Raw genomic sequence first — 21,028 nt, 5'->3', positions numbered from 1 at the left:
TATAAATGAATTTAATACGTTTCGCACTCCGCAAACCCATATCCATCTTAGTTTTAGTAGCAGGATTGTTCTTTTTCGGCATCGGGGCCATCAACCAGATCAAGGTGGATATCCTGCCGCAGATGAACCTTCCGGTGATTTATATTGCCCATCCCTTTGGCGGTTACACACCAGATCAGATGGAGGCTTATTTCGGCAAGCAATACGTTAACATCCTGCTTTTTGCAAACGGTATTAAAAGTATCGAAACCAAAAATACCCAGGGCTTAATGCTCATGAAATTAACGTATTACGAAGGTACCAATATGGCCCAGGCAGCAGCAGAGCTGAGTGCCCTCTCTACCCGGGCACAGGCCATTTTCCCGCCGGGTTCGCAACCGCCTTTTGTGATCCGTTTTGATGCTTCTTCCCTGCCCGTTGGTCAGTTGGTACTGAGCAGCCCGATCCGTACCAATAACGAACTGCAGGATTTGGCAAACACCTATGTACGCCCGAGTTTCTCTGCCATCCCGGGCTTACTTTCCCCTGCCCCGTTTGGAGGCAGTCCGCGAACGATAGAGATCAATGTTAACCCTTCATTGCTCCGTTCGCACAATTTAACGGTAGACCAGGTGGTAGAAGCCATCAGGTTAAATAACCAGACGGCCCCTTCAGGAAATGTACGTATAGGTGATAAAAACTACCTTACCCCTACCAATTATACCATCAAAAAAGTTAAGGATTTTGAAAATATCCCTTTATTTAAAGGCAGTATACAAAACCTTCAGCTCCGCGATGTAGCCACCGTAAAAGATGGTGCCGACCTGGTTCAGGGTTATGCGCTGGTTAATGGCAAACGCTCGGTATACCTGAGTATTGCCAAATCTGGCGATGCTTCTACCTGGGATGTGGTTAAAAACCTGAAGAAAAACCTGCCCAATATCCAGAATACCCTGCCCGAAGATGTTAAACTCTCTTATGAGTTCGACCAATCGGTATACGTCATCAATTCGGTAAAGAGTTTGATCAGTGAAGGTGCAATTGGCGCCATTTTAACGGGTTTGATGGTATTGCTTTTCCTTGGCGACAAAAGGGCAGCCTTGATTGTAATCCTGACCATTCCAACTTCCATTATTTCGGGGGTACTCTTCCTTAAATTATTCGGGCAAACGATCAACATCATGACTTTGAGCGGATTGGCCCTGGCCATTGGTATCCTGGTAGATGAATCGACGGTTACCATAGAAAACATCCACCAGCATTTTGATATGGGCAAACCGAAGGCACTTGCCATATGGGATGCCTGTAAGGAAATCGCCTTTCCTAAATTGTTAATTCTTTTCTGTATCCTGGCCGTATTTGCGCCGGCCTTTACCATGTCGGGGATACCAGGTGCTTTATTCTTACCGTTGGCCCTGGCCATCGGCTTCTCGATGGTGGTTTCGTTTCTGCTATCACAAACTTTTGTACCGATTATGGCCAATTGGCTGATGATTGCACACCCTAAAAAAGGAGCTGCCCATCACCCTGGTATTACACAGGATGAGGCTGATTTTAAAGCAACAGGAATTGAAATTGAAACCGAGCAAGATACCCTGAACCAAAAAAAGATACTGGTAGAGCGCGAAGACTTTAGCGGAAACGGTAAAATTGGCATTTTCGACCGGTTCAGGAACCGTTTTATCCGCTTTCTCGACAGAATATTACCTTACCGGAAACCGGTTGTTTTAATTTACCTGATGGTAATTATTGGCCTGGCTGCCTTGTTATTGGCTAATATCGGTCGCGATGTTCTGCCCCGTGTTAATTCAAGCCAGTTCCAGTTGCGTTTGCGTGCACCCGATGGAACCCGGTTAGAGCGTACCGAAGAGAAAGCCAATGTGGTATTGGCCGAACTAAAAAAAATGGTTGGTGCAGAGCATGTGGGTATTTCTTCCGTGTACGTAGGCCAACACCCTTCGCAATTTTCTGTAAACCCCATTTATCAATATATGGCGGGTCCTCACGAAGCTGTTTTCCAGGTAAGTTTAAAGGATTTTGAAGAAGACATGGACGATTTTAAAGATCAGTTCAGGGAAAAGATCAAAAAGCTTTTACCGGATGTTAAACTTTCGTTCGAGCCTATCGAGTTAACCGATAAAGTATTGAGCCAGGGTTCTCCTACTCCTGTTGAAGTGCGCATTGCCGGTAAAAACAAAAAACTGAACGAAAAATATGCCAATAAGATCCTGGCAGAGCTGAAACAGATCCCTTATATGCGCGATGTGCAGATTGCCCAGCCGATCAAATATCCTTCATTAAACATCGATATCGACAGAACGCGTGCAGCACAGATCGGAGTAGATATGGCTGATATTTCGAGGTCGTTGATTGCTTCAACCTCCTCATCCCGTTATACGGATAAAAATATCTGGCTGGATGAAAAGGCGGCCTTACCGTATAATGTGCAGGTACAGGTACCACTTAACCAGATGGCCAGCAAAGATGATATCGGAGAGATTCCATTGCTTAAAAACGCGGCCCGACCGGTACTGAGCGATGTGGCTAAAATTACACCTGATACCACTGCCGGCGAAAATGATAACATTGGCGCCATGCCTTTCTTATCGGTAACGGCAAATCTTTACCATACCGATCTGGGAACGGCATCAAAAGATGTAGATAAAGCCATAAAAAATATTGGCGAACTGCCAAGAGGATTAAATGTTACCCCTATTGGGTTAAGTAAGGTGCTGAACGATACTTTAGACAGTTTACAATCGGGGTTATTTGTGGCCATTGTGGTTATTTTCCTGATGTTATCAGCCAACTTTCAATCGTTTAAAGTTCCGCTGGTTATTCTAACTACAGTACCTGCGGTAATTTTAGGCTCGTTGCTGTTGTTAACCATTACCGGATCAACCTTAAACCTTCAATCGTACATGGGTATCATCATGTCGGTAGGAGTATCTATTGCCAATGCGGTACTGTTGATCACCAATGCAGAGCAGTTAAGGAAACACAGTGGCGACGCCCTTCAATCGGCAAGGGAGGCAGCAGCTTTACGTATACGCCCGATCATCATGACCAGTATTGCCATGGTTGCGGGTATGTTACCCATGGCCATTGGGCACGGCGAGGGCGGTGGAGCAGTTTCCCCACTGGGCAGAGCAGTTATAGGCGGTTTATTGGCTTCAACATTCGCCGTACTGATTATATTGCCATTGGTATTTGCATGGGTTCAGGGCAAACAGACAACTGATTCGATGTCGCTCGATCCCGAAGATAAAGACAGCATCCATTACATTAAAGGTTTAGCAGAAAACGAATAAATTTATCATCACAAATGAATACAAAGATATTTTCAACAGGATTATTAAGTTCAGGATTTTTAATGCTTACAGCCCTATACGGTTGTGGGTCTTCAGAATCCAAAGCCCCGGTAAAAAAAGAAAAGGAAGCGGCCATTGCAACTTTCGACCTTAAAAAAGAAAAATTATCGACCCAATTAAGTTTACCGGGCGAGCTGATCGCGTATCAACAGGTTGATTTATACGCCAAAGTGAGCAGTTTTGTTAAAACGTTACATGCTGATATCGGTTCGGAAGTAAAAAAAGGCCAGTTGTTGATGACTTTAGAGGCTCCTGAAATGACTTCGCAGCTGGCGGCTACGCAATCGAGAATAAAAGCACAGGAAGCCATTTACACTGCGAGCAAAGCCAATTATAACCGGTTATACGAAACCAGCAAAACCCCGGGAACCATTTCTACCAACGACCTTGATCAGGCACTGGCTAAAAAGAATTCGGACCTGGCACAGCTCGAAGCGGCAAAAGCTGCTTATAAAGAAGTAGGTTCGGTTCTGGATTATTTAACCATCAGGGCGCCGTTTAGCGGTGTAATTTCAGCCAGGAACGTCAATCCCGGTGCTTATGTGGGACCAACGGGTAAAGGTTCAGATTTACCTTTGTTTACCTTACAGGATCAGAAAAACCTGCGTTTGGCGGTATCCATACCCGAAGTTTATACCGGCTATCTAAAAGTTGGCGATGAAGTTAGCTTCACCGTAAAATCATTACCCGACCAAACGTTTAAGGCAAAAGTAAAACGTTTATCGGGTGCTTTAGATGTTCGTTTACGTTCTGAACGTGTAGAGATGGATGTACCCAATGCCTCGAAAATTTTATTGCCGGGGATGGTGGCCGAGCTCAATATCCCGCTCCCAGCCAATGCCAGCACTTTTATCATTGCTAAAAAAGCCTTGCTCGATACCAGCGAAGGTTTGTTTGTTTTAAAAGTTGCTGATAACAAAGCGGTTAAGATCAATGTAAAAAAAGGAAGGGAAACCGACGATAAAGTTGAAATTTTCGGGAATTTAAAAGAAGGTGACAAATTAGTGGCAGAACCTACGGAGGAAATGCATGAAGGAATGGTGATTAAACCATAACTTTACGTTTACCAAGGATTGAATTATGTTATCAAAAAACCAGGAGCTTTCTACCCTTCATAAAATGGAAACTTTAGAGGATTTTTATAATAGGCTAAAAATTAACCGGCCAGAAATCCCCGTTCCCAGTTTAGGGATGATTAACGATTTAGGGCATTTTAATGTTTTTAACCGGAGTACCGTTTGTACCAATATCCCATCGGCCTTTAGCCGCAGGGATTTTTATAAAATCTCCCTGATTATTGGAAACGGGATCTTGCATTATCCTGATGCCCAGATCGAAATTAAAGAAAGGGCTTTATTGTTTACCAACCCCAATATTCCATATTCATGGGAAAGCACTTCGCCGAAACCCGCAGGTTTTTTCTGCCTGTTTACTGAAAATTTTATTCATAACCGCAGCGAAACCCTGCGCGATTCCCTGTTGTTACGCATTAACGATAGTCCGGTAATCCATATCGATGAAGAGCAGGAAATAACCCTCAAAGATATTTTCTGTAAAATGTTAAAAGAGATGGATGGCGATTATATCCATAAGTATGATCTTTTAAGGAATTACGTGCAGCTGATTGTTCACGAAGGTTTAAAAGTGAAACCCCAGGATGCTATTTTTAAACAGAATACGGCATCTGCACGATTAACCTCCCTCTTCCTCGAATTACTGGAAAGGCAGTTTCCGATCGGTTCTACCGAACACATCCTGGAATTAAAAACAGCACACGATTTTGCCTGCCGTTTACTGGTACATGTAAATCACCTTAACCATGCTGTAAAAGAAGTAACAGGAAAAACCACCTCAGAGCATATTTCGAGAAGGATTGCAACAGAGGCCGTGGCGTTGTTAAAACATACCGAATGGAATATTGCACAGATTGCTTATTGCCTTGGTTTCGAATACCCAGCCAATTTCAATATTTTTTTTAAACGCCAGATGCATTGTACACCAAAGGTGTTCAGGACTAATTAGTAAAAGCCATCTCTTCGTGCCGTTATCTCTACCGGAGCTTGCTGGTTTTTCGTTGGCAGCGAAGCGGATAAATCAACATAGAGAGATTTAGCCTCGTCGAGCCCTAACGTGGTGCTCGGTTGCGTTGCACTCCGCTATGACTATCCCAGAGAAGCCTGTCATGATGAGCCTGTCGAAGGACTCATCATCAGATATTTCGACAAGGCCAACATCACAACAATCAATTCAATGAGTAATGGTTTTAATCCAACACTGCAACATTATTGCTCCTATCTCCATCCAATAAATACCCATAAGGATCAACAGCTATTGTTTTTGGTTTACGATCAACAACGACAGAAATTTTGGTCCTGTTCTGTTTAAGGTGGTACTTTTTAAAATAAACCGGTTTGGTTTTTGGATCCCATTCCCTCTCCAATTGGTTAAAACAGGCCAGATCTATTTCCAGATCAGGCGATTGTTTATTGCCATCACCTAGCCTTTCGGCAGCTATTTCTACATCAATTTTATACTTACCATTTTTCAAAGCTTTACAATCAAGCATGCTGATCCCTAAATTATAAGTCACCACCTCATTAAAGCAATCGTTTATAAATTTCTGCTGCTCTGGTCGCGCCTGACTGAGCAGTGCATTTACAAAATCACTGGCTGTAGCTTTAGGTTTAGGATATTCGTGATCTACGATAAACCGTTGCAATAAGGTATTAAACTGTTGCTCACCTATAATCTCCTTAATTGCATACATCATGAGCCCACCTTTTTGGTAATGCACATAAGGCTGGTCTAAAGTTTTAGCTAAAGGCCTTTCCTTATCACCATTGTTCCGGTTCAAAAAATAGAGGTTATGATCATAAGCCAGGTACCTGCGCAGGTACATTTTACCAAAGCGCTTTTCGATCAGCACATTTTCGGTGTATTTGGCCAGCGATTCGGTAAGCATGGCATAACCGGCACCATCTACCGGTACCAGTTTATTGGCCCACCATTGATGTGCCGTTTCGTGGGCCGCAATGGCATAACTTTGATCTATAGCACCATTTTGACTATAATTACCCAGGAAATTAATATTTTCGGCGCTAAAAATTACGCCCGGGTAAGCGGTTGCAGCCCCTTTATATTGAGGAATTTCGGCAAGGATTAATTGCTTTAAAGGATATTCTGCAAAGTTTTTGCTGCCATAATCCAATGCATCTTTAAGGGCATTAAACATGCTTTTCAGGTTATATTCCTGCCCTGGCTGATAATAAATACGCAGCGCTATACCTTTATGGTTCTCCTTTTTAACCGCATACCTTGCGCTGCTAACTGCAAACATAAAATTGACCGGCCTGGAGGTTTTGTATTTAAAATACCTGCGCTGATCCGATACCCATTCTTGTTGTAATTCGCCTACTGTAATCACTTGTTGGTCTGCTTCGGTAGAAATTGTGGTTTCCAGATCAATCCGTTCGTCATTACGCTGGTATGTGGGGGCTGTCGCAATTTCAGGCAAACCCGCTTTCTTCCGTTCCAATTTGTTGTCGCTTTCAAAATGATAACAGTAGCCAAAATGGGGAACAAATTTCTCCAGTTCGATGTATGTTCCATTTTTTACAACGGCATTCTCCTTATTTAAAGGTGTAAAGCCCGACCGGATCACCTCCACAGAAAAATCCATAGTTATGATTTCATTGGGCATTAAAGGTTTTTTCAGATCAATAAACTGTTGGCCAAAACGTTCATCCCTTTCGCTGTTGCGCCCCCCGGCCATTTCAACAGTAAATGAGCTTACTTCGGGATCAACACAGGCCCAGATTTTTGAAATGGGAAATTGCGTTTCATTTTTCAGCAAGTAATTACCCTTAATGGTATATTTCCCTTCATTTACATATAAATCTACCCTCGTTTTAACTGCCTTTACCACAGGTTGAGGTAAATTTGCCCATGTTTTATATTTCTTTTCATAAGTTAAGCGCCATTTGAGTTGTGCCTGTTTATTTTGATATTTTCCAATAATATTGGTTTGATAAAAAATAAATGCTGCAGAGGAAAGCCAGACCAGCAAGGCAAAAAGGCTAATCCATTGGTACTGTTTAACTGTTTTACCGATTGTTTTAAACCGGTTAACAGCCTTTATTTCAGCCTTATCCTGCCACATTCCGACAGTTAAAACAGCAATAATAACGGAGAAAGCCGCCCAGTATAACAGGTACCCGTTAAATGCGCTGGCATAATAACCAAAACCGTTGAAATAAGAATGAAGCAGATCTGGCATGGAAGCAAAGCGGAGCAGGTAATGTTCGATTCCGAATCTTTCGGCATAAGAAATCAGAAACACCATAAGCATACTCAATACCATACCCAGGTATTTGTTGCTGCTTAAATTCTGAATAAACAGTATCAGCACCACAAAAAGCAACATCGGCAATGCGCTATAATAGTATAAAGTTAAATATAGCGGCAGTTCGATCCGGAAATAGCCATGTGTAAGCTGTAGAATAATGCCAATCCCAATATTTAGCGTAACGAGGGTAAATACGAGACTGAAAAGGCTTGTACATTTGGCCATCCACATGGCTGAATGCTGAACGGGAGTGCTATAAATTAAAGCATGAATATTGACCGATTTTTCCCTGCTGATGGTTTCTGCAGCGTAAAACAGAATCAGCACCAGCCCAAATTTTATGGAGCGCAATTCTTCAATGATGATGCCCGTTGCCGGGTAACTGTGGATGCTGTAAGTACCACTGAACAGCTGGTCTTTCAGTTCTACGCCATACAAAAATACCCACAGTAAAAGCATCACCATAATGGGTATATTTTTAAACAGGAAGATCATTTCGAACTTGCACTGTGTTTTTAAAGTACCCAGAAAATAGCGGAAACCATTGGGCAAAACAGGTAAAACACGATATGGGATAAATGCCAGCTGCTCCGATTTAACGGTTTGTACCTTTACCTGCCGCTCGCGCTGCAACCTGAAATGGAAGAAGCAGTAAGTAATCATCATGATTAGGACGGGTATGCCGATCCACAATAACCTGTTGAGTAAAAATGCTCCCTCAACCGGAAATAACTGCTGATTGCGCTGCACATCGGTCCAGGTTCTGGTTTCACCGAAAAATGAAGCCAGCGCAAAGGGATCTAAAAGTAAAGGCAAAACATTGGGTTTAACCGCTTTCATGGTAGAAGTAGCCAACAGGGGCGAATTGCCCAATATGGAAGCCAGCATATATAAAATGTAAATCAGCACGCCAATTACATAAATTGCCCTGGCACTTTTGGTTAATACGGCTGTACAGAATAAAATGGCTGTTGCAATGAACACGTTCGGAAGGGCAAAAATTAAAAGCGGCTGTAAAAAACAGAGAACATTGAAGGAACCTAAACGGGCTGGGTCGATAAAAAAACAACCTATAAAAACCCCGAAAACTACCAGGAGGTACAAACTGAAAACGGCAAGGAACAGGCCTAAAAACCTTACCCCAAAATAAGTTGCTTTACTGATTGAAGTGGTAAAAATTACCGCTTCCATCCGGTACATGTTATCCCTTAATATGACGTTTGCACTGAATATAGTACCGGTGAATATGGAAAATAACGAAAGTAATGCCGTAATATTGGTAATTACATAAGGCGAATTTTTATGTACCTCTGCCGAACCAAAACCACCTTTAACTACACAGAAGTAACCCAAGGTAAAAAACACAGATGCGGCAACTTTAAAAGATACCTGGCTAAAATGGTACCTTATTTCGAATTGGAGTAAATTCCTGGTCATAAGCCTGCCTCCATGTTTTGATTGGACGAATTAAATAAAGAAGAAAAATAAACCTCTTCCAGGCCCGGGTACACCGCTTCGAAACCTACGGCAGGCAGTTGATCGTCCAATACAAATAAATTCAATTTACCTGCTATGATTTTGGTCGAAATCATGCTGTAGCGGGCAGCGTAATGGGGCAGATCTGTCTTTTCAATCGCCTTCCGCCAGATTCTGCCATTCAGTTTCTGCGTTAAATCGGCCGGTTTGCCCTGTAAAATCAGTTTACCTTTAGCTATTACCGCCATTTCAGGACAGAGATCATTCACATCTTCTACTATATGTGTAGACAGGATCACCACGCGGTCTGAGCCGATTTCGCTCAGCAGATCATGAAAACGGTTCCGTTCCTGAGGATCCAGACCTGCAGTAGGCTCATCCACAATGATCAGTTGCGGATTACCCAATAAGGCCTGTGCTATACCAAAACGTTGACGCATCCCGCCGGAAAAAGTACCTACAGATCTTTTCCTGACCTCAAACAGATTGGTTTGCTGTAAAAGTGAAAGCACCTGTTCTTTGCGCTCATTTTTATTTTGAAGCCCTTTTAAAACCGCTAAATGATTTAAAAGATCAAAAGCCGGAATTTTAGGATAAACACCAAAATCCTGCGGTAAATAACCTAATTTACTCCGCATCTCATCTGGGTTTTGCACAATGTCGCTCCCATCAAAAAAAATCTGCCCCGCATCCGGTAGCTGCAGGGTAGCGAGTGTACGCATCAGCGATGACTTACCTGCACCATTTGGTCCCAATAAACCAAACATACCGTTTTTGATGTTCAACGTAATATCGTCAAGGGCCTTCACCCCATTATGATAAGTTTTTGTAAGCTGCTGTATTTTAAGCCGTACCATATTATTCTAACATAAGATGGGCGCAAATTATAAAGCCTAAATCGGTCTGTTAAATTTAAGTGACGAAGGGCTCCGAAATGATGATAAACGGAAATGGCAACAGGCCATATTCCTTTCATCACGAAAAATGCACCTTTCATCATGTAAATTTTACGCTGAGGATAAACTTTGGTAATTTTAATATTCCATGGGCGGACCCAGTCTTGTTGTTACAAACGGTAACCAGGCAAGGTGATCTGCAAGTATGCAAACCATGTATATAGTAAACGAACGATGCTTAATATCAAAAATTTAAACTTCAGTTATCAATACCAGGATTTTTTTATCAACGTTGGTCTGCTGCTGTGGGTTGCTATATTCAACACCTATTCTTTACCGGGCAACATCTGGTTAACTTATGCAAGCTGCATTCTGGCTTTAGGCCTTTGTTTGCTGCCCGTATTCATTTTTTCTTTTGTTAAAACCAGGTTAAAAACTACTTTAACTAAAAAACAATATGCCTTGTACTGGTGCCTGGCTTATCTTGTTCTGCTACCCGTTTTTATAATTATTGTAATTAACTGCAAACTGGCAAAACTCGAAGATTCCATTTTTATTTCAACCGCTTTGGCTGCACTTGCACTCGAGCTGATGTTGATTGGCAACCAATATTACCAGAAAAAGGTACAGCACATTAAGTGGATCAAAAAAATCGGCCTGGAGAATGCCGTATTAATTACCATCATTTTGCTCGCCGCAACCATTTCGGTTATGGCTGTATCCAGTTTGGAAAACCCCATTTATCAAAGAAAAGGCTTCCGCCTGGTGGGTTTTGAATTTGATGCTAAAATGCTGGTTCACAACTTTGGCACATTTTTAAGTTTCTTTTCACAATTCCTGATCATGTACCTTTGCGGATACCTGCTTTTTTTCATCAACAGCAGGTTTTTAGTCTCCAAAATACTGAAGGAAAGAGGGTTATTAATTTACCTCTTCACACTTTCTGCCACCGTTGCCATTCTTTATCCTTTATTTGCACAGGTATTAATTTCATTGCCGATCAATACTGTTTTTGGACGCGACATATTTGTAGCTAATCCCTTCGAGCTCGAAAATGCTTTTGGTGCCTTTGCCATCATGCTCATCAGTTTGCCCGTGGTTTTGGCCCTGCAGTGGGGAAAACAGAATAACAGGATCCTGGCACTTGAAAAGGAAAAATCTCAAAATGAACTCGATTTGCTGAAACAGCAGCTCAACCCGCATTTCTTTTTTAATACGCTTAACAACCTTTACGCCTTGAGTTTACAGAAATCGGAAAAAACCCCCGAAAGTATCCTGCAGCTATCAGAGCTGATGCGGTATACCATTTACAAAGGGCAGGAGAAAACAGTTAAGCTTTCGCAGGAACTGGATTATATCGAAGATTATATCCGGTTACAGCAGATCCGTTTACGGAAAACGCTGCATTTTGAGTTTAATAAACAGGTTGATAACGATCAGATTGATATTGCACCGCTCCTGCTCATCGTTTTTATCGAAAATGCCTTTAAACATGGTATTGAACCTGCAGAAGACGCAGCTAGCCTAAAACTTTCATTAATCAGCGATCGTGATGCTTTCATTTTCACCTGCGAAAACTCTTTCGATCCGGAAGAAATACAAGAAAGCAGGGGAATTGGCATCAATAACCTGAAAAAACGGCTCGAATTGCTCTATCCAAATCGTTATACGTTGCATATCAGCGCAATTGGTAATATCTTTAAAGCCGAACTTAAACTCCGGATTGCATGAGCTTACGTTGCTTAATTGTAGATGACGAACCGCTTGCCCATGGCATTATAACCGAATATGTAAAAGATATTCCTTTTATCAGCATTGTTGGGCATTGCTACCGCGCTACAGAAGCACTGCTTTTCTTGAGCAAGCAACAGGTAGACCTGATTTTCCTTGACATCAGGATGCCGAAACTGAACGGCCTGGATTTTTTGAGGACTTTACAGCAAAAACCGCTCGTAATTGTGACTTCGGCTTATGAAGAATATGCTTTGGAAAGTTTCGACCTCGCGGTTTGCGATTACCTTTTAAAGCCTTTTAGGCTGGATCGCTTTTTAAAGGCCATTAACCGGGCGCTTGAGCTTTACCAGCTTAAAAAACAGAATGTAACCACCGGTATTGAAAAAACGGTAAACCAGACCGGGGAACAGATTTCGCTCAAGGTAGATAAAAAGCACATCCTCATCAATACAGAAGAAATACACTATTTGGAAAGCCTAGGCAACTATGTAAAAGTTTGGAAAGGCAACGAATTTTTACTTACCCCACGAACTTTGGGCAGTTTCGAGACACAGTTACCTGCCGATAATTTTATCAGGGTACACAAATCGTTTATCCTCAATAAAAAATATGTCGATTACCTTGAGGGCAATACCATTGTGCTTAAAAACGGGCAGCAGGTGCCCATTGGTAAAAATTTCAGGGGCATTATTAAACCGCTCCTGAATATAGATGATTAACTGATGGAACGTTTTGGGCTTCCATTACGCTGAAAACCGGTTGATGTATTTTCTTTCGTAGACCTTAAAACAATAGTCTTAAGCCTGGCATGGCAACCTTAATTATGGCAAAAATGTAGTTTTGAAAATTTATATTTGAAATCCCAAAGCCCATTTCCATGCAGAATTTCTTCCCGGCCCAATATTCTACCTTATCAGCTGCCGCTTTAAAAAACCATATCATTGAGGCCTACCGTTTAGATCCCTCTACAAACTGCCGTTTACTGATCAGAAATGTAAGTGATACCTATATCCTGGAAAACGATTCTGAAAAATACATTTTAAAGATTTACCGCGATGCCCACCGTAAAAGGAGCGAAATTGAAGGTGAGGTAGCATTACTCAATATTTTAAAAGCTGAGGGAAATCGGGTCTCCTATCCCTTGAGTGATGTGAAAGGGGAACATATCCAGCAGTTTAACGCCATTGAAGGCCTGAGAAACGGGGTGTTGTTTTCTTTTGCAGAAGGAGAAGTAGTTTTAGACCTCAGTGACCAGCAGCTCATCCGCCTGGGACACGATATAGCCAAAATGCATCAAACTACTGCTGCCATTAAACTGGCTTACCCCAGGCCGGTTTTTGATTTTGAAACAACCTTATTTCAGCCCTTAAGAGACCTGAAACCCCACTTTGCTGAAATGAAAGACGAATTCGATTACCTCAACACGATCGCAAACAAAGTGGTAAAAAAATTTGAAGGATTTGATACTGCAGCATTCAGCTACGGTTATTGCCATTACGATTTCTTTCCAAAAAACTTTCACGTTGATGAACAGGGAAATATTACTTTTTTTGATTTCGATTTTGCGGGCGAGGGCTACCTCATTAACGATCTAATGAGCTTCCTGAACCATTATTTCTTCCACCAGCTTAACAACCTGATCACTAAAGAACAGGCTGAAAAAGATTTTGGCACTTTTTTACAGGCTTACCAGGAGATCCGGCCATTAACACGTGATGAATTAAAGGCCATCCCTTATCTGGGTATTACTTTTCATATTTTTTTCCTCAAATTCTTTTATGATCATTACGACGACTGGTCGAATATATTTTTAACGCCGCGCTATACCAAACACCGGGTATCGCTGATCAAAAAGTGGGAAGAACAGTATTGTAACTTTTAGGCAACGCCAGGTTAAATATCAATCACCTTGATTATCTTGTAGGGTAATTAAAAATCAGTAAGATGGACCAGAAAATAATTAACCTGTACGATGAGTACACACACAGTCAGATCAGCAGAAAAGATTTCATGAAAAAACTGGCAGTCCTGGCGGGCAGCACAACTTTGGCAATGACGATTTTACCCCTGCTCGAAAACAACTATGTGGCAGCAGCCGCTTTTAAAAGCGACGATATTGAGGTTCAAAACATTACCTATCCAGGTGTTGATGGCGATATCAAAGCCGTTCTGGCCAAACCAAAAGGTAAAAAGAATCTGGGTAGTGTATTGGTTATCCACGAAAACCGCGGGTTAAACCCACATATTATTGAGGTAACGAAACGTGTTGCAGCCGAGGGTTTTATTGCTTTGGGGGTTGATGCACTATCGCCGTTTGGCGGGACACCTGCCGACGAAGATAAAGGACGTGAGCTGATCGGTAAACTGGATCCTGAAAAAAACTTACAAAATTATTTAAAAGGCCTGGAATACCTGCGCAACCGCAAAGATGGGAACGGTAAAGTAGGCTGTGTTGGCTTTTGCTGGGGCGGTGCAATGGCAAACAAACTGGCCGTTAACGATCCTAAACTACAGGCCGCGGTTGCCTACTATGGCGCACAGCCCAATGCCGCCGATGTACCAAAAATTAAGGCAAGTGTAATGCTGCATTATGGTGGATTAGATGAACGTATTAATGCTGGTATACCGGCCTACGAACAGGCATTAAAAGACAATAAGATCGATTATAAACTTTATATTTACGATGGCGTGAACCACGCTTTTAATAACAATACCTCGCCTACCCGGTATAACGAAGCAGCTGCAAAACTGGCCTGGAGCAGAACAATCGAGCTATTTAAACATAAATTGGCAGTGTTAACGAGGTAAGTCTTACTCTGATCGTCATCTCGAACGAAATGCAATGAAGCCGAGAACCACGAAGTGCTCAACGAAGCTAAATCTGCCGAGATATAGATCTCTCCATTCCGCAATGCTCCAGTCGAGATGACGACAATTTTGTTTAAAGCTACTTCGAGCAGGTTCACACGCTAATCGTCATCTCGAGCGAAGTGTAAAGAAGCCGAGAACCACGATTGCTCAGCGAAGCTAAATCTGCCTCGGGATAGATCTCTCCATTACGCGGTGCTCCAGTCGAGATGACGACAATTTTGTTTAAAGCTATTTCAAGCAGGTTCACACGCTAATCGTCATCTCGAGCGAAATGCACTGAAGCCGAGAACCACGAAGTGCTCAGCGAAGCTAAATCTACCGAGATATAGATCTCTCCATTCCGCAATGCTCCAGTCGAGATGACGACAATTTTGTTTAAAGCTATTTCGAGCAGGTTCACACGCTAATCGTCATCTCGAGCGAAATGCACTGAAGCCGAGAACCACGAAGTGCTCAGCGAAGCTAAATCTACCGAGATATAGATCTCTCCATTCCGCAATGCTCCAGTCGAGATGACGACAATTTTGTTTAAAGCTATTTCGAGCAGGTTCACACGCTGATCGTCATCTCGAGCGAAGTGTAAAGAAGCCGAGAACCACGATTGCTCAACGAAGCTAAATCTGCCTCGGGATAGATCTCTCCATTACGCGGCGCTGCAGTCGAGATGACGACAATTTTGTTTAAAATTATTTAGCATAATTACTACTAACTTTCTTCTTAAATAAATTAACATGGAACTTGGAGGATGGGTCTACATCATGACCAATTATGAAAGAACAACATTATACATCGGAGTAACTTCGGATTTAAGAAGCCGTATTTATGAACATCAACATAAAATTTATCCAAATTCTTTCACAGCTAAATACAATTTGATTTATTGCGTATATTATGAAACCTTTTTATCCATTGAAGAAGCTATAGACCGGGAAAAGCAACTAAAAAAATGGAATAGATCAAAGAAAGATAATTTGATTAATGGTTTTAATCGAAACTGGGATGATTTAAAAGCAGTTATAAATGATTGGGACGAATAAAGCCCTCTTTGTTCCAGTAGGAGCTTCCTCCTTATCGTCATCTCGAGCGAAATGCAATGAAGCCGAGAGATCTGCCTCGAGATAGATCTCTCCATTCCGCAATGCTCCAGTCGAGATGACGACAATTTTGTTTAAAGCTATTTCGAGCAGGTTCACACGCTGATCGTCATCTCGAGCGAATGCAATGAAGCCGAGAACCACGAAGTGCTCAGCGAAGCTAAATCTACCGAGATATAGATCTCTCCATTCCGCAATGCTCCAGTCGAGATGACGACAATTTTGTTTAAAGCTATTTCGAGCAGGTTCACACGCTGATCGTCATCTCGAGCGAAATGCAATGAAGCCGAGAACCACGAAGTGCTCAGCGAAGCTAAATCCGTCTCGGGATAGATCTCTCCATTACGCGGCGCTGCAGTCGAGATGACGATTTTACGTAATTAGCGTACTAAAAATCAAGCCGCTAAAACAAATCCGTTTTAAGCATGGTCTTTAATATATTCGATTGAACATCGAAATTACTGAGGTGATTTAAGAAATTGATATCCGATATCTTCGCATAGCTGTCTTCCAATAAATTAATAACTTCTTGCGGAATGGCCGTTTTTAATACCGCAGCATTGCTTTTTAATTTATCGTTCTTGTATTGTAATTCCTGTATAACCTTCTCTTTTTCAGAAAGGTTGGTAGACGTATCAAGATCTTTCAAAATTGCTAAATCGCAGAAAAGAAACAGGTTTCTGCTTGGAAAAAAAAGATAATAATCGTCTGTATCCAAAAATTTGTAAACCTCGATCACCTGCTCGCCTGATTTTAAACCAATATAAAATTCTGTACGGAAATCATATTTACACAGTTTCCCCATCAATTTCTTTTCGATAATGGCGTGTACATTCGTATATACCTGCCTGTTTTGAATATTGATCAGTTGTGCAAACTGCCCCGTACTAAGATCGAAATAAAAATCATTGGCATATTTAGCACTGAAAACGTTAATGTTTTTAGAGAAAGGGAATTCAGTACTTAAATCAGAGAGTACACTGAACAATTTCCGCAGAGACAGGTTTACTTTAAGTGATTGCTTTTGCTTATCCAGCCGGAAACTTTTTTGGTCGGCCAACGTTTCCGTCATCCTCCCGATCAGTTCTTCATTAAGATCGATTTCATCGTAAATGAGCGATACATTTTTTTCGTTGCTTTTTTTGATCTTTCTGAGCAGTTCTATTACACTATCGGTAAACTGGAGGTGGAAAAGGTCGAGTTTTTCGATTTCCAGTTCTTCATTATTCACAAATAGCTGATGAATAACCTGGCTGCGCAGGTAAATTTTATATATCACCTCATCATCAAAAAACACAGAGAGCAACTGTAACCGGTTGATCTCTGTGTTCGATTTTTTGATAATATTTATGCGGTATTCATCCATAGACTAATTTAATTCACCCTCGTCACGTTCTTTTTCAACTCTGCTTCCAAAGTTTTAAGTTCGCCATCCAACACACGTCTGCTTTGCGCACCCGCCTCATGAATCTGTTTTACCTCGTTAAGTGTTTCAATTAATGATGATGTGGTACGTTTCAGGGTTTCCAAAGATACCACTGTTTTTTCATTTTCTTTGGCTACATCAATACTGTTCTGTTTCAGCATTTCTGCATTTTTCTGCAAAATGGTATTGGTGGTATCCGAAATTTTCTTCTGCATCTCTACATTGGCTTTCTGCCTTTGTAAAGCCACAGCAATGGTTAGCTGGTTTTTCCAAACCGGAATAGTGGTAGAAACAATCGATTGTGCCTTTTCTGCGATAGAGGTATTGTTGTTCTGTACCACACGGATCTGCGCCAGCGACTGCAGCATAATAAAACGCACAATCTTCATATCGGCCAGCCTTTTATCCAAACGGCTGATGAAATCCCTTAAATCGGCAATTTCATAATCCTGGTAATCAGCAGGCCGGCCTTCCATTTCGGCCAGTTTAATACTTAATTCGTTGTATTTTAGCTGACCAGCGATAATAAGTTCCTCCATCTGGTGGATATAACCCACATTGCTATCGAACATGGTTTGCAGCGAACTGTTGTCTTTGATTGAGTTTAACCTTCCCGCTTTTATTTTATTAGTGATTTTATCGATATTGTTTACCACCACATCATATTTCTGGAAAAGTTTCTTCACATCAACTACCAGATTCTTTAAAAAAGGGATTTTAGCGATAAAACTCTTAAAACCACTTTGTTCGAGTTCAGAAACATCGATATAATTAAGTTCAGTTAACAGTTCGTTAATTAAACCGCCAACCTCGCCACTGTTGTAGGTGCGAACCGACGATAAAAATTCGTTACTGTATTTCTCCATCGAGTTTTGGGCTTCGCTTCCGTAATTCAGGATAGAATTTACATCAGATGGTTCAAGCGACTTTCCAATTTCCTTGTATTTTAGTGTTTCCTCGCTGGTTATTTTTTCAAGATCGACATTGCCATCCTTATCCAGTTTAACCGGTGTAAGGGCTTGGGGAAGATTTGGGTTGGTTTCCATAGTTTATTATATGATCAGCCTTGCAGCCTATAAATAATTTTGGGTTACGGTTTTAACGGTTTCCTCCAGTTTTCTGTCTTTGGTTGGCTCACCGATAGCATTAAATTTCCATTCGCCGTTTTTCTTATAGAAAACGCCCATTACCATTGATACATGACCGGCAAAATTAGATCCGTTTGCAATATCGTAAGTAGCAAAAACCTCGTTTACGCGTTTGGTCGTACCTTCGTAAATACGGATCGAAGCAAAAGGAATGGTACCGAAATCATGCCCCCTGAAGCTGTTCAGCACAAATGCCACATAATTTACATTAGCATCCAGCTGCGAAAAATCAAGCGTAATAATTTCGTTATCAAGGCCATCGTCGCCACCCATGTCTCCGGTTAAATCATCACCGCTGTGTTTTACCGATCCGTTTTTTGATTTCAGGTTTCCAAAATAAACAACTTCTAAAAGCTGCTTATTTTCGTTATACAAAGCGCAACTTGCATCTAAATCTACGGCTTCTTTTGACGATCCGAAGCCGAAGAGACCTTTCTTTTCAATTGCACCCCAGTTAATCCCTACACAAACCTGCTGAAGTTTACTTCCATTGCTTTTTTCAAGACTGATACGCTGTCCTTTTTGAAGATTGATTGCCATAATATTACTGATATCTGTTTAAATAATCCTGTAAACCACCTTTCATTCCAACTCCTACCGCCTCAAATTTCCATTGATTTTCGCGTTTGTAAATTCTTCCGAACTCTACTGCAGTTTCAATAGAAAAATCTTCCTCGAGTTCGTATTTTAAGATCACTTCGTTGGTTACCGCATCAAAAATACGGATGAATGAGTTCCTTACCTGGCCGAAGTTCTGTCTTCTGCTTTCTGCCTCGTGAATGGTTACCACAATGCAGATTTCGCTAACCTTACTATCTATTTTGGTCAGGTCGATTTTAATCTGTTCGTCATCACCATCGCCATCACCTGTTAAATTATCGCCAGTGTGCTCTACCGCACCGTCTGGCGAAACCAGATTGTTATAAAAAACAAAATTTTCGTCAGAAATTAATTTCTTCTGATCGTTCATGATAAAAACCGAAGCATCTAAATCGAATGCCGAACCTGTAGAAGAGCTGTTGGTATCCCAACCTAAACCTATTGTAAATTTAGGGGCATTGATGTTTTCCCTTTGCCCCTTTTGCAGATTAATTGCCATATTTAAATTAATTTATAATTGTTGTTCTTGATATAGTCTTTAATAAGGTCTAAATTTTTCGAATAGGCATCAATAGTGTGGTAATTGTTGCCGAGCGAAAGATCGTAAAGCTGGTTAACAAATTCGGCATTTCTGCGCTCCAAAAATATGGTAAAACTGCTCGAACTGCTGTTTAAAATATACTTTACGATACGTGTATTGAAGCAAAAATTGCCCCCATCGATAATTTCTTCAAGGTCGAAAATGGATTTAACCTGATGGTAATTCAGAAAATTCTCAACATTGGGATGGATATTTTTGTTAACCAGTTCGGCAAAGTAAAGCATGTGCATTTCGTTGGTAAGCCCATATTCTTTTGCCATTTTTAGGATCATCCTTTCGTGGCTTCCGGTAATTTTGATATCATCCAGGAAAAGCAGTGTTTTCCCTGCCAAAAAGTCCTTATCGATATGAAAAGAATCATTGCCGATCAACGAAAGCCTTTCTTCGGCACTTAATTCGCCATAATCCTCCTTGTAGGTAATGGTGCGGTGTACCTTGGTTTCCTGTACAGCCAGGCCACCATTTTCTACCAGCCAGCGGTTAAGCTGGCTCACGAAATAGTTTTTCATGGCAAAAGTTGCCGTTGGGATAAAGCTGTAAGGACTAGATATTACCACAATCTGATCAGTAATCAGGTTATCAACCAGGTAATAATTTATAAAGCCATCTGCCAGGGCTTTACCGAACGAACGGGCTACCCGATCATCACCAAATTTAAAGCGGCTGTACTCATCGGCACTAAAACCAAAATCGGCTGTATTGTCGATTTTATGGAGTGAATAACTATACGGTATCATAGAGTAGATTTGAGATAGATAGATTATTGGAGTTGATGAGCATACTGTTAATTCCCATGGCTTCGGCCCCTCGCACATCGGCATAAGGGTTATCACCAATATGAATTACATCCGATAATACTAAATCAGGGTGTTTTGTCCTGTCGATCGTATCCAGCATCAGCTGAAAAAAGCCAGCGCTGGGTTTCGACATGCGTACTTCATCCGAATAAAGTTGGAAATCTATATATTGGTCAATTCCCAATTGATTAATAACTATTTTTAGGGTTTTGCCTTTAATAAATCCTGTATTACTTAAAATATTAGTAGTACCATTGCCCGATTCCTTAATTTTGGCCAGCACATCCAAACAATCATCGCAATAGAGTTTTGGCGCATGTGCAAATACAAGCTGCTCCATATCATGATCAAGCTGCCGGAGGTCTACATCGCGAAAATTGTAATCGTAATCGTTGATCATGCTGATTACCATTAAGTACATTTCTTCGGCATCAACGTTCTTTCCGGCCTTTTCGTTAATGGCATTTACCATTAAATCAACCTGGCGGAAAATGATGGCGATTTCTTCAACCGTTTTATTTTTACCGTTAAAGTTCCTGTAAAAATAGTGTACACGTTCCTGCTTATATCTCGGATTGGATTTAATCAGTGTTAACCAAAGATCGAACGAGTAATGTTTGTAAAAAGCCATTTGCACCGGTTTACTCATCTATTTTAATAGGTCTTAATATTACAAAATCAGATTATAAG

General features: G+C 41.2%; 16 protein-coding genes. 8 read left to right on the top strand and 8 right to left on the bottom strand.

Features of this window, described 5'->3' with window-relative positions; genetic code table 11:
• Window positions 1-5: 5 nt before the first annotated feature.
• The 3 genes from GGQ60_RS11655 to GGQ60_RS11645 all read left to right on the top strand — a co-directional run bounded on the left by GGQ60_RS11655 (window position 6) and on the right by GGQ60_RS11645 (window position 5,372).
• Window positions 6-3,290 carry an efflux RND transporter permease subunit gene (locus GGQ60_RS11655; RefSeq protein ID WP_183763997.1) on the top strand — a complete coding sequence of 1,095 codons (3,285 nt, stop codon included), beginning with the start codon at window positions 6-8 and terminating at the stop codon, window positions 3,288-3,290.
• 14 nt (window positions 3,291-3,304) lie between these two features.
• Entirely contained in the window at window positions 3,305-4,405 is a 1,101-nt protein-coding gene (locus tag GGQ60_RS11650) for an efflux RND transporter periplasmic adaptor subunit (RefSeq protein ID WP_183763994.1), read from the top strand.
• 64 nt (window positions 4,406-4,469) lie between these two features.
• Entirely contained in the window at window positions 4,470-5,372 is a 903-nt protein-coding gene (locus GGQ60_RS11645) for a helix-turn-helix domain-containing protein (protein ID WP_183764794.1), read from the top strand.
• Window positions 5,373-5,613: 241 nt separating this feature from the next.
• Here GGQ60_RS11645 and GGQ60_RS11640 read toward each other — a convergent pair whose 3' ends face one another.
• Together GGQ60_RS11640 and GGQ60_RS11635 are read right to left on the bottom strand one after the other, a co-directional pair.
• Window positions 5,614-9,132, bottom strand: a complete 3,519-nt coding sequence (locus GGQ60_RS11640) for an ABC transporter permease/M1 family aminopeptidase (RefSeq protein ID WP_183763991.1) — start codon at window positions 9,130-9,132, stop codon at window positions 5,614-5,616.
• Complete coding sequence (locus GGQ60_RS11635) at window positions 9,129-10,028, bottom strand: ABC transporter ATP-binding protein (RefSeq protein ID WP_183763988.1); 900 nt, start codon at window positions 10,026-10,028, stop codon at window positions 9,129-9,131. Before GGQ60_RS11635 ends, GGQ60_RS11640 begins: the two co-directional genes overlap by 4 nt.
• Before the next feature lie 273 nt (window positions 10,029-10,301).
• Here GGQ60_RS11635 and GGQ60_RS11630 point away from each other — a divergent pair, with 273 nt between their 5' ends.
• The 5 genes from GGQ60_RS11630 to GGQ60_RS11610 all read left to right on the top strand — a co-directional run bounded on the left by GGQ60_RS11630 (window position 10,302) and on the right by GGQ60_RS11610 (window position 15,709).
• Complete coding sequence (locus GGQ60_RS11630) at window positions 10,302-11,798, top strand: sensor histidine kinase (protein ID WP_183763985.1); 1,497 nt, start codon at window positions 10,302-10,304, stop codon at window positions 11,796-11,798.
• On the top strand, window positions 11,795-12,520 hold the full coding sequence (locus GGQ60_RS11625; protein WP_183763982.1) for a LytR/AlgR family response regulator transcription factor: 726 nt from the start codon (window positions 11,795-11,797) through the stop codon (window positions 12,518-12,520). The genes GGQ60_RS11630 and GGQ60_RS11625 overlap by 4 nt, the downstream gene beginning before the upstream one ends.
• Before the next feature lie 158 nt (window positions 12,521-12,678).
• The gene (locus GGQ60_RS11620) at window positions 12,679-13,683 is read left to right on the top strand and encodes a phosphotransferase enzyme family protein (protein ID WP_183763979.1); all 1,005 of its coding nucleotides are present in this window, start codon (window positions 12,679-12,681) and stop codon (window positions 13,681-13,683) included.
• A 62-nt stretch (window positions 13,684-13,745) separates the two neighbouring features.
• Window positions 13,746-14,609 (top strand): dienelactone hydrolase family protein, encoded by an 864-nt coding sequence (locus tag GGQ60_RS11615; protein WP_183763976.1) that lies wholly within the window; start codon window positions 13,746-13,748, stop codon window positions 14,607-14,609.
• Window positions 14,610-15,403: 794 nt separating this feature from the next.
• Entirely contained in the window at window positions 15,404-15,709 is a 306-nt protein-coding gene (locus GGQ60_RS11610) for a GIY-YIG nuclease family protein (RefSeq protein ID WP_183763973.1), read from the top strand.
• 460 nt (window positions 15,710-16,169) lie between these two features.
• Here GGQ60_RS11610 and GGQ60_RS11605 read toward each other — a convergent pair whose 3' ends face one another.
• Genes GGQ60_RS11605 through GGQ60_RS11580 form a run of 6 tightly spaced genes read right to left on the bottom strand, consistent with a single transcriptional unit; the run spans window position 16,170 to window position 20,987 of the window.
• Window positions 16,170-17,132 carry a hypothetical protein gene (locus tag GGQ60_RS11605; protein WP_183763970.1) on the bottom strand — a complete coding sequence of 321 codons (963 nt, stop codon included), beginning with the start codon at window positions 17,130-17,132 and terminating at the stop codon, window positions 16,170-16,172.
• 8 nt (window positions 17,133-17,140) lie between these two features.
• Complete coding sequence (locus tag GGQ60_RS11600; protein ID WP_183763967.1) at window positions 17,141-18,238, bottom strand: toxic anion resistance protein; 1,098 nt, start codon at window positions 18,236-18,238, stop codon at window positions 17,141-17,143.
• Between the two features lie 27 nt (window positions 18,239-18,265).
• Window positions 18,266-18,880 carry a TerD family protein gene (locus GGQ60_RS11595; RefSeq protein ID WP_183763964.1) on the bottom strand — a complete coding sequence of 205 codons (615 nt, stop codon included), beginning with the start codon at window positions 18,878-18,880 and terminating at the stop codon, window positions 18,266-18,268.
• A gap of 4 nt (window positions 18,881-18,884) precedes the next feature.
• The gene (locus GGQ60_RS11590; protein ID WP_183763961.1) at window positions 18,885-19,439 is read right to left on the bottom strand and encodes a TerD family protein; all 555 of its coding nucleotides are present in this window, start codon (window positions 19,437-19,439) and stop codon (window positions 18,885-18,887) included.
• Window positions 19,440-19,441: 2 nt separating this feature from the next.
• Window positions 19,442-20,278 (bottom strand): phosphoribosyltransferase family protein, encoded by an 837-nt coding sequence (locus tag GGQ60_RS11585; RefSeq protein ID WP_183763958.1) that lies wholly within the window; start codon window positions 20,276-20,278, stop codon window positions 19,442-19,444.
• Window positions 20,265-20,987 (bottom strand): HAD family hydrolase, encoded by a 723-nt coding sequence (locus GGQ60_RS11580; RefSeq protein WP_229685015.1) that lies wholly within the window; start codon window positions 20,985-20,987, stop codon window positions 20,265-20,267. Before GGQ60_RS11580 ends, GGQ60_RS11585 begins: the two co-directional genes overlap by 14 nt.
• Window positions 20,988-21,028 lie beyond the last annotated feature (41 nt).

The organism is Pedobacter zeae (assembly GCF_014196715.1).
GTDB classification, from domain to species: domain Bacteria; phylum Bacteroidota; class Bacteroidia; order Sphingobacteriales; family Sphingobacteriaceae; genus Pedobacter; species Pedobacter zeae.
The sequence above is the reverse complement of the archived record's forward strand: the minus strand, read 5'-3'. Positions and strand labels throughout refer to the sequence as shown.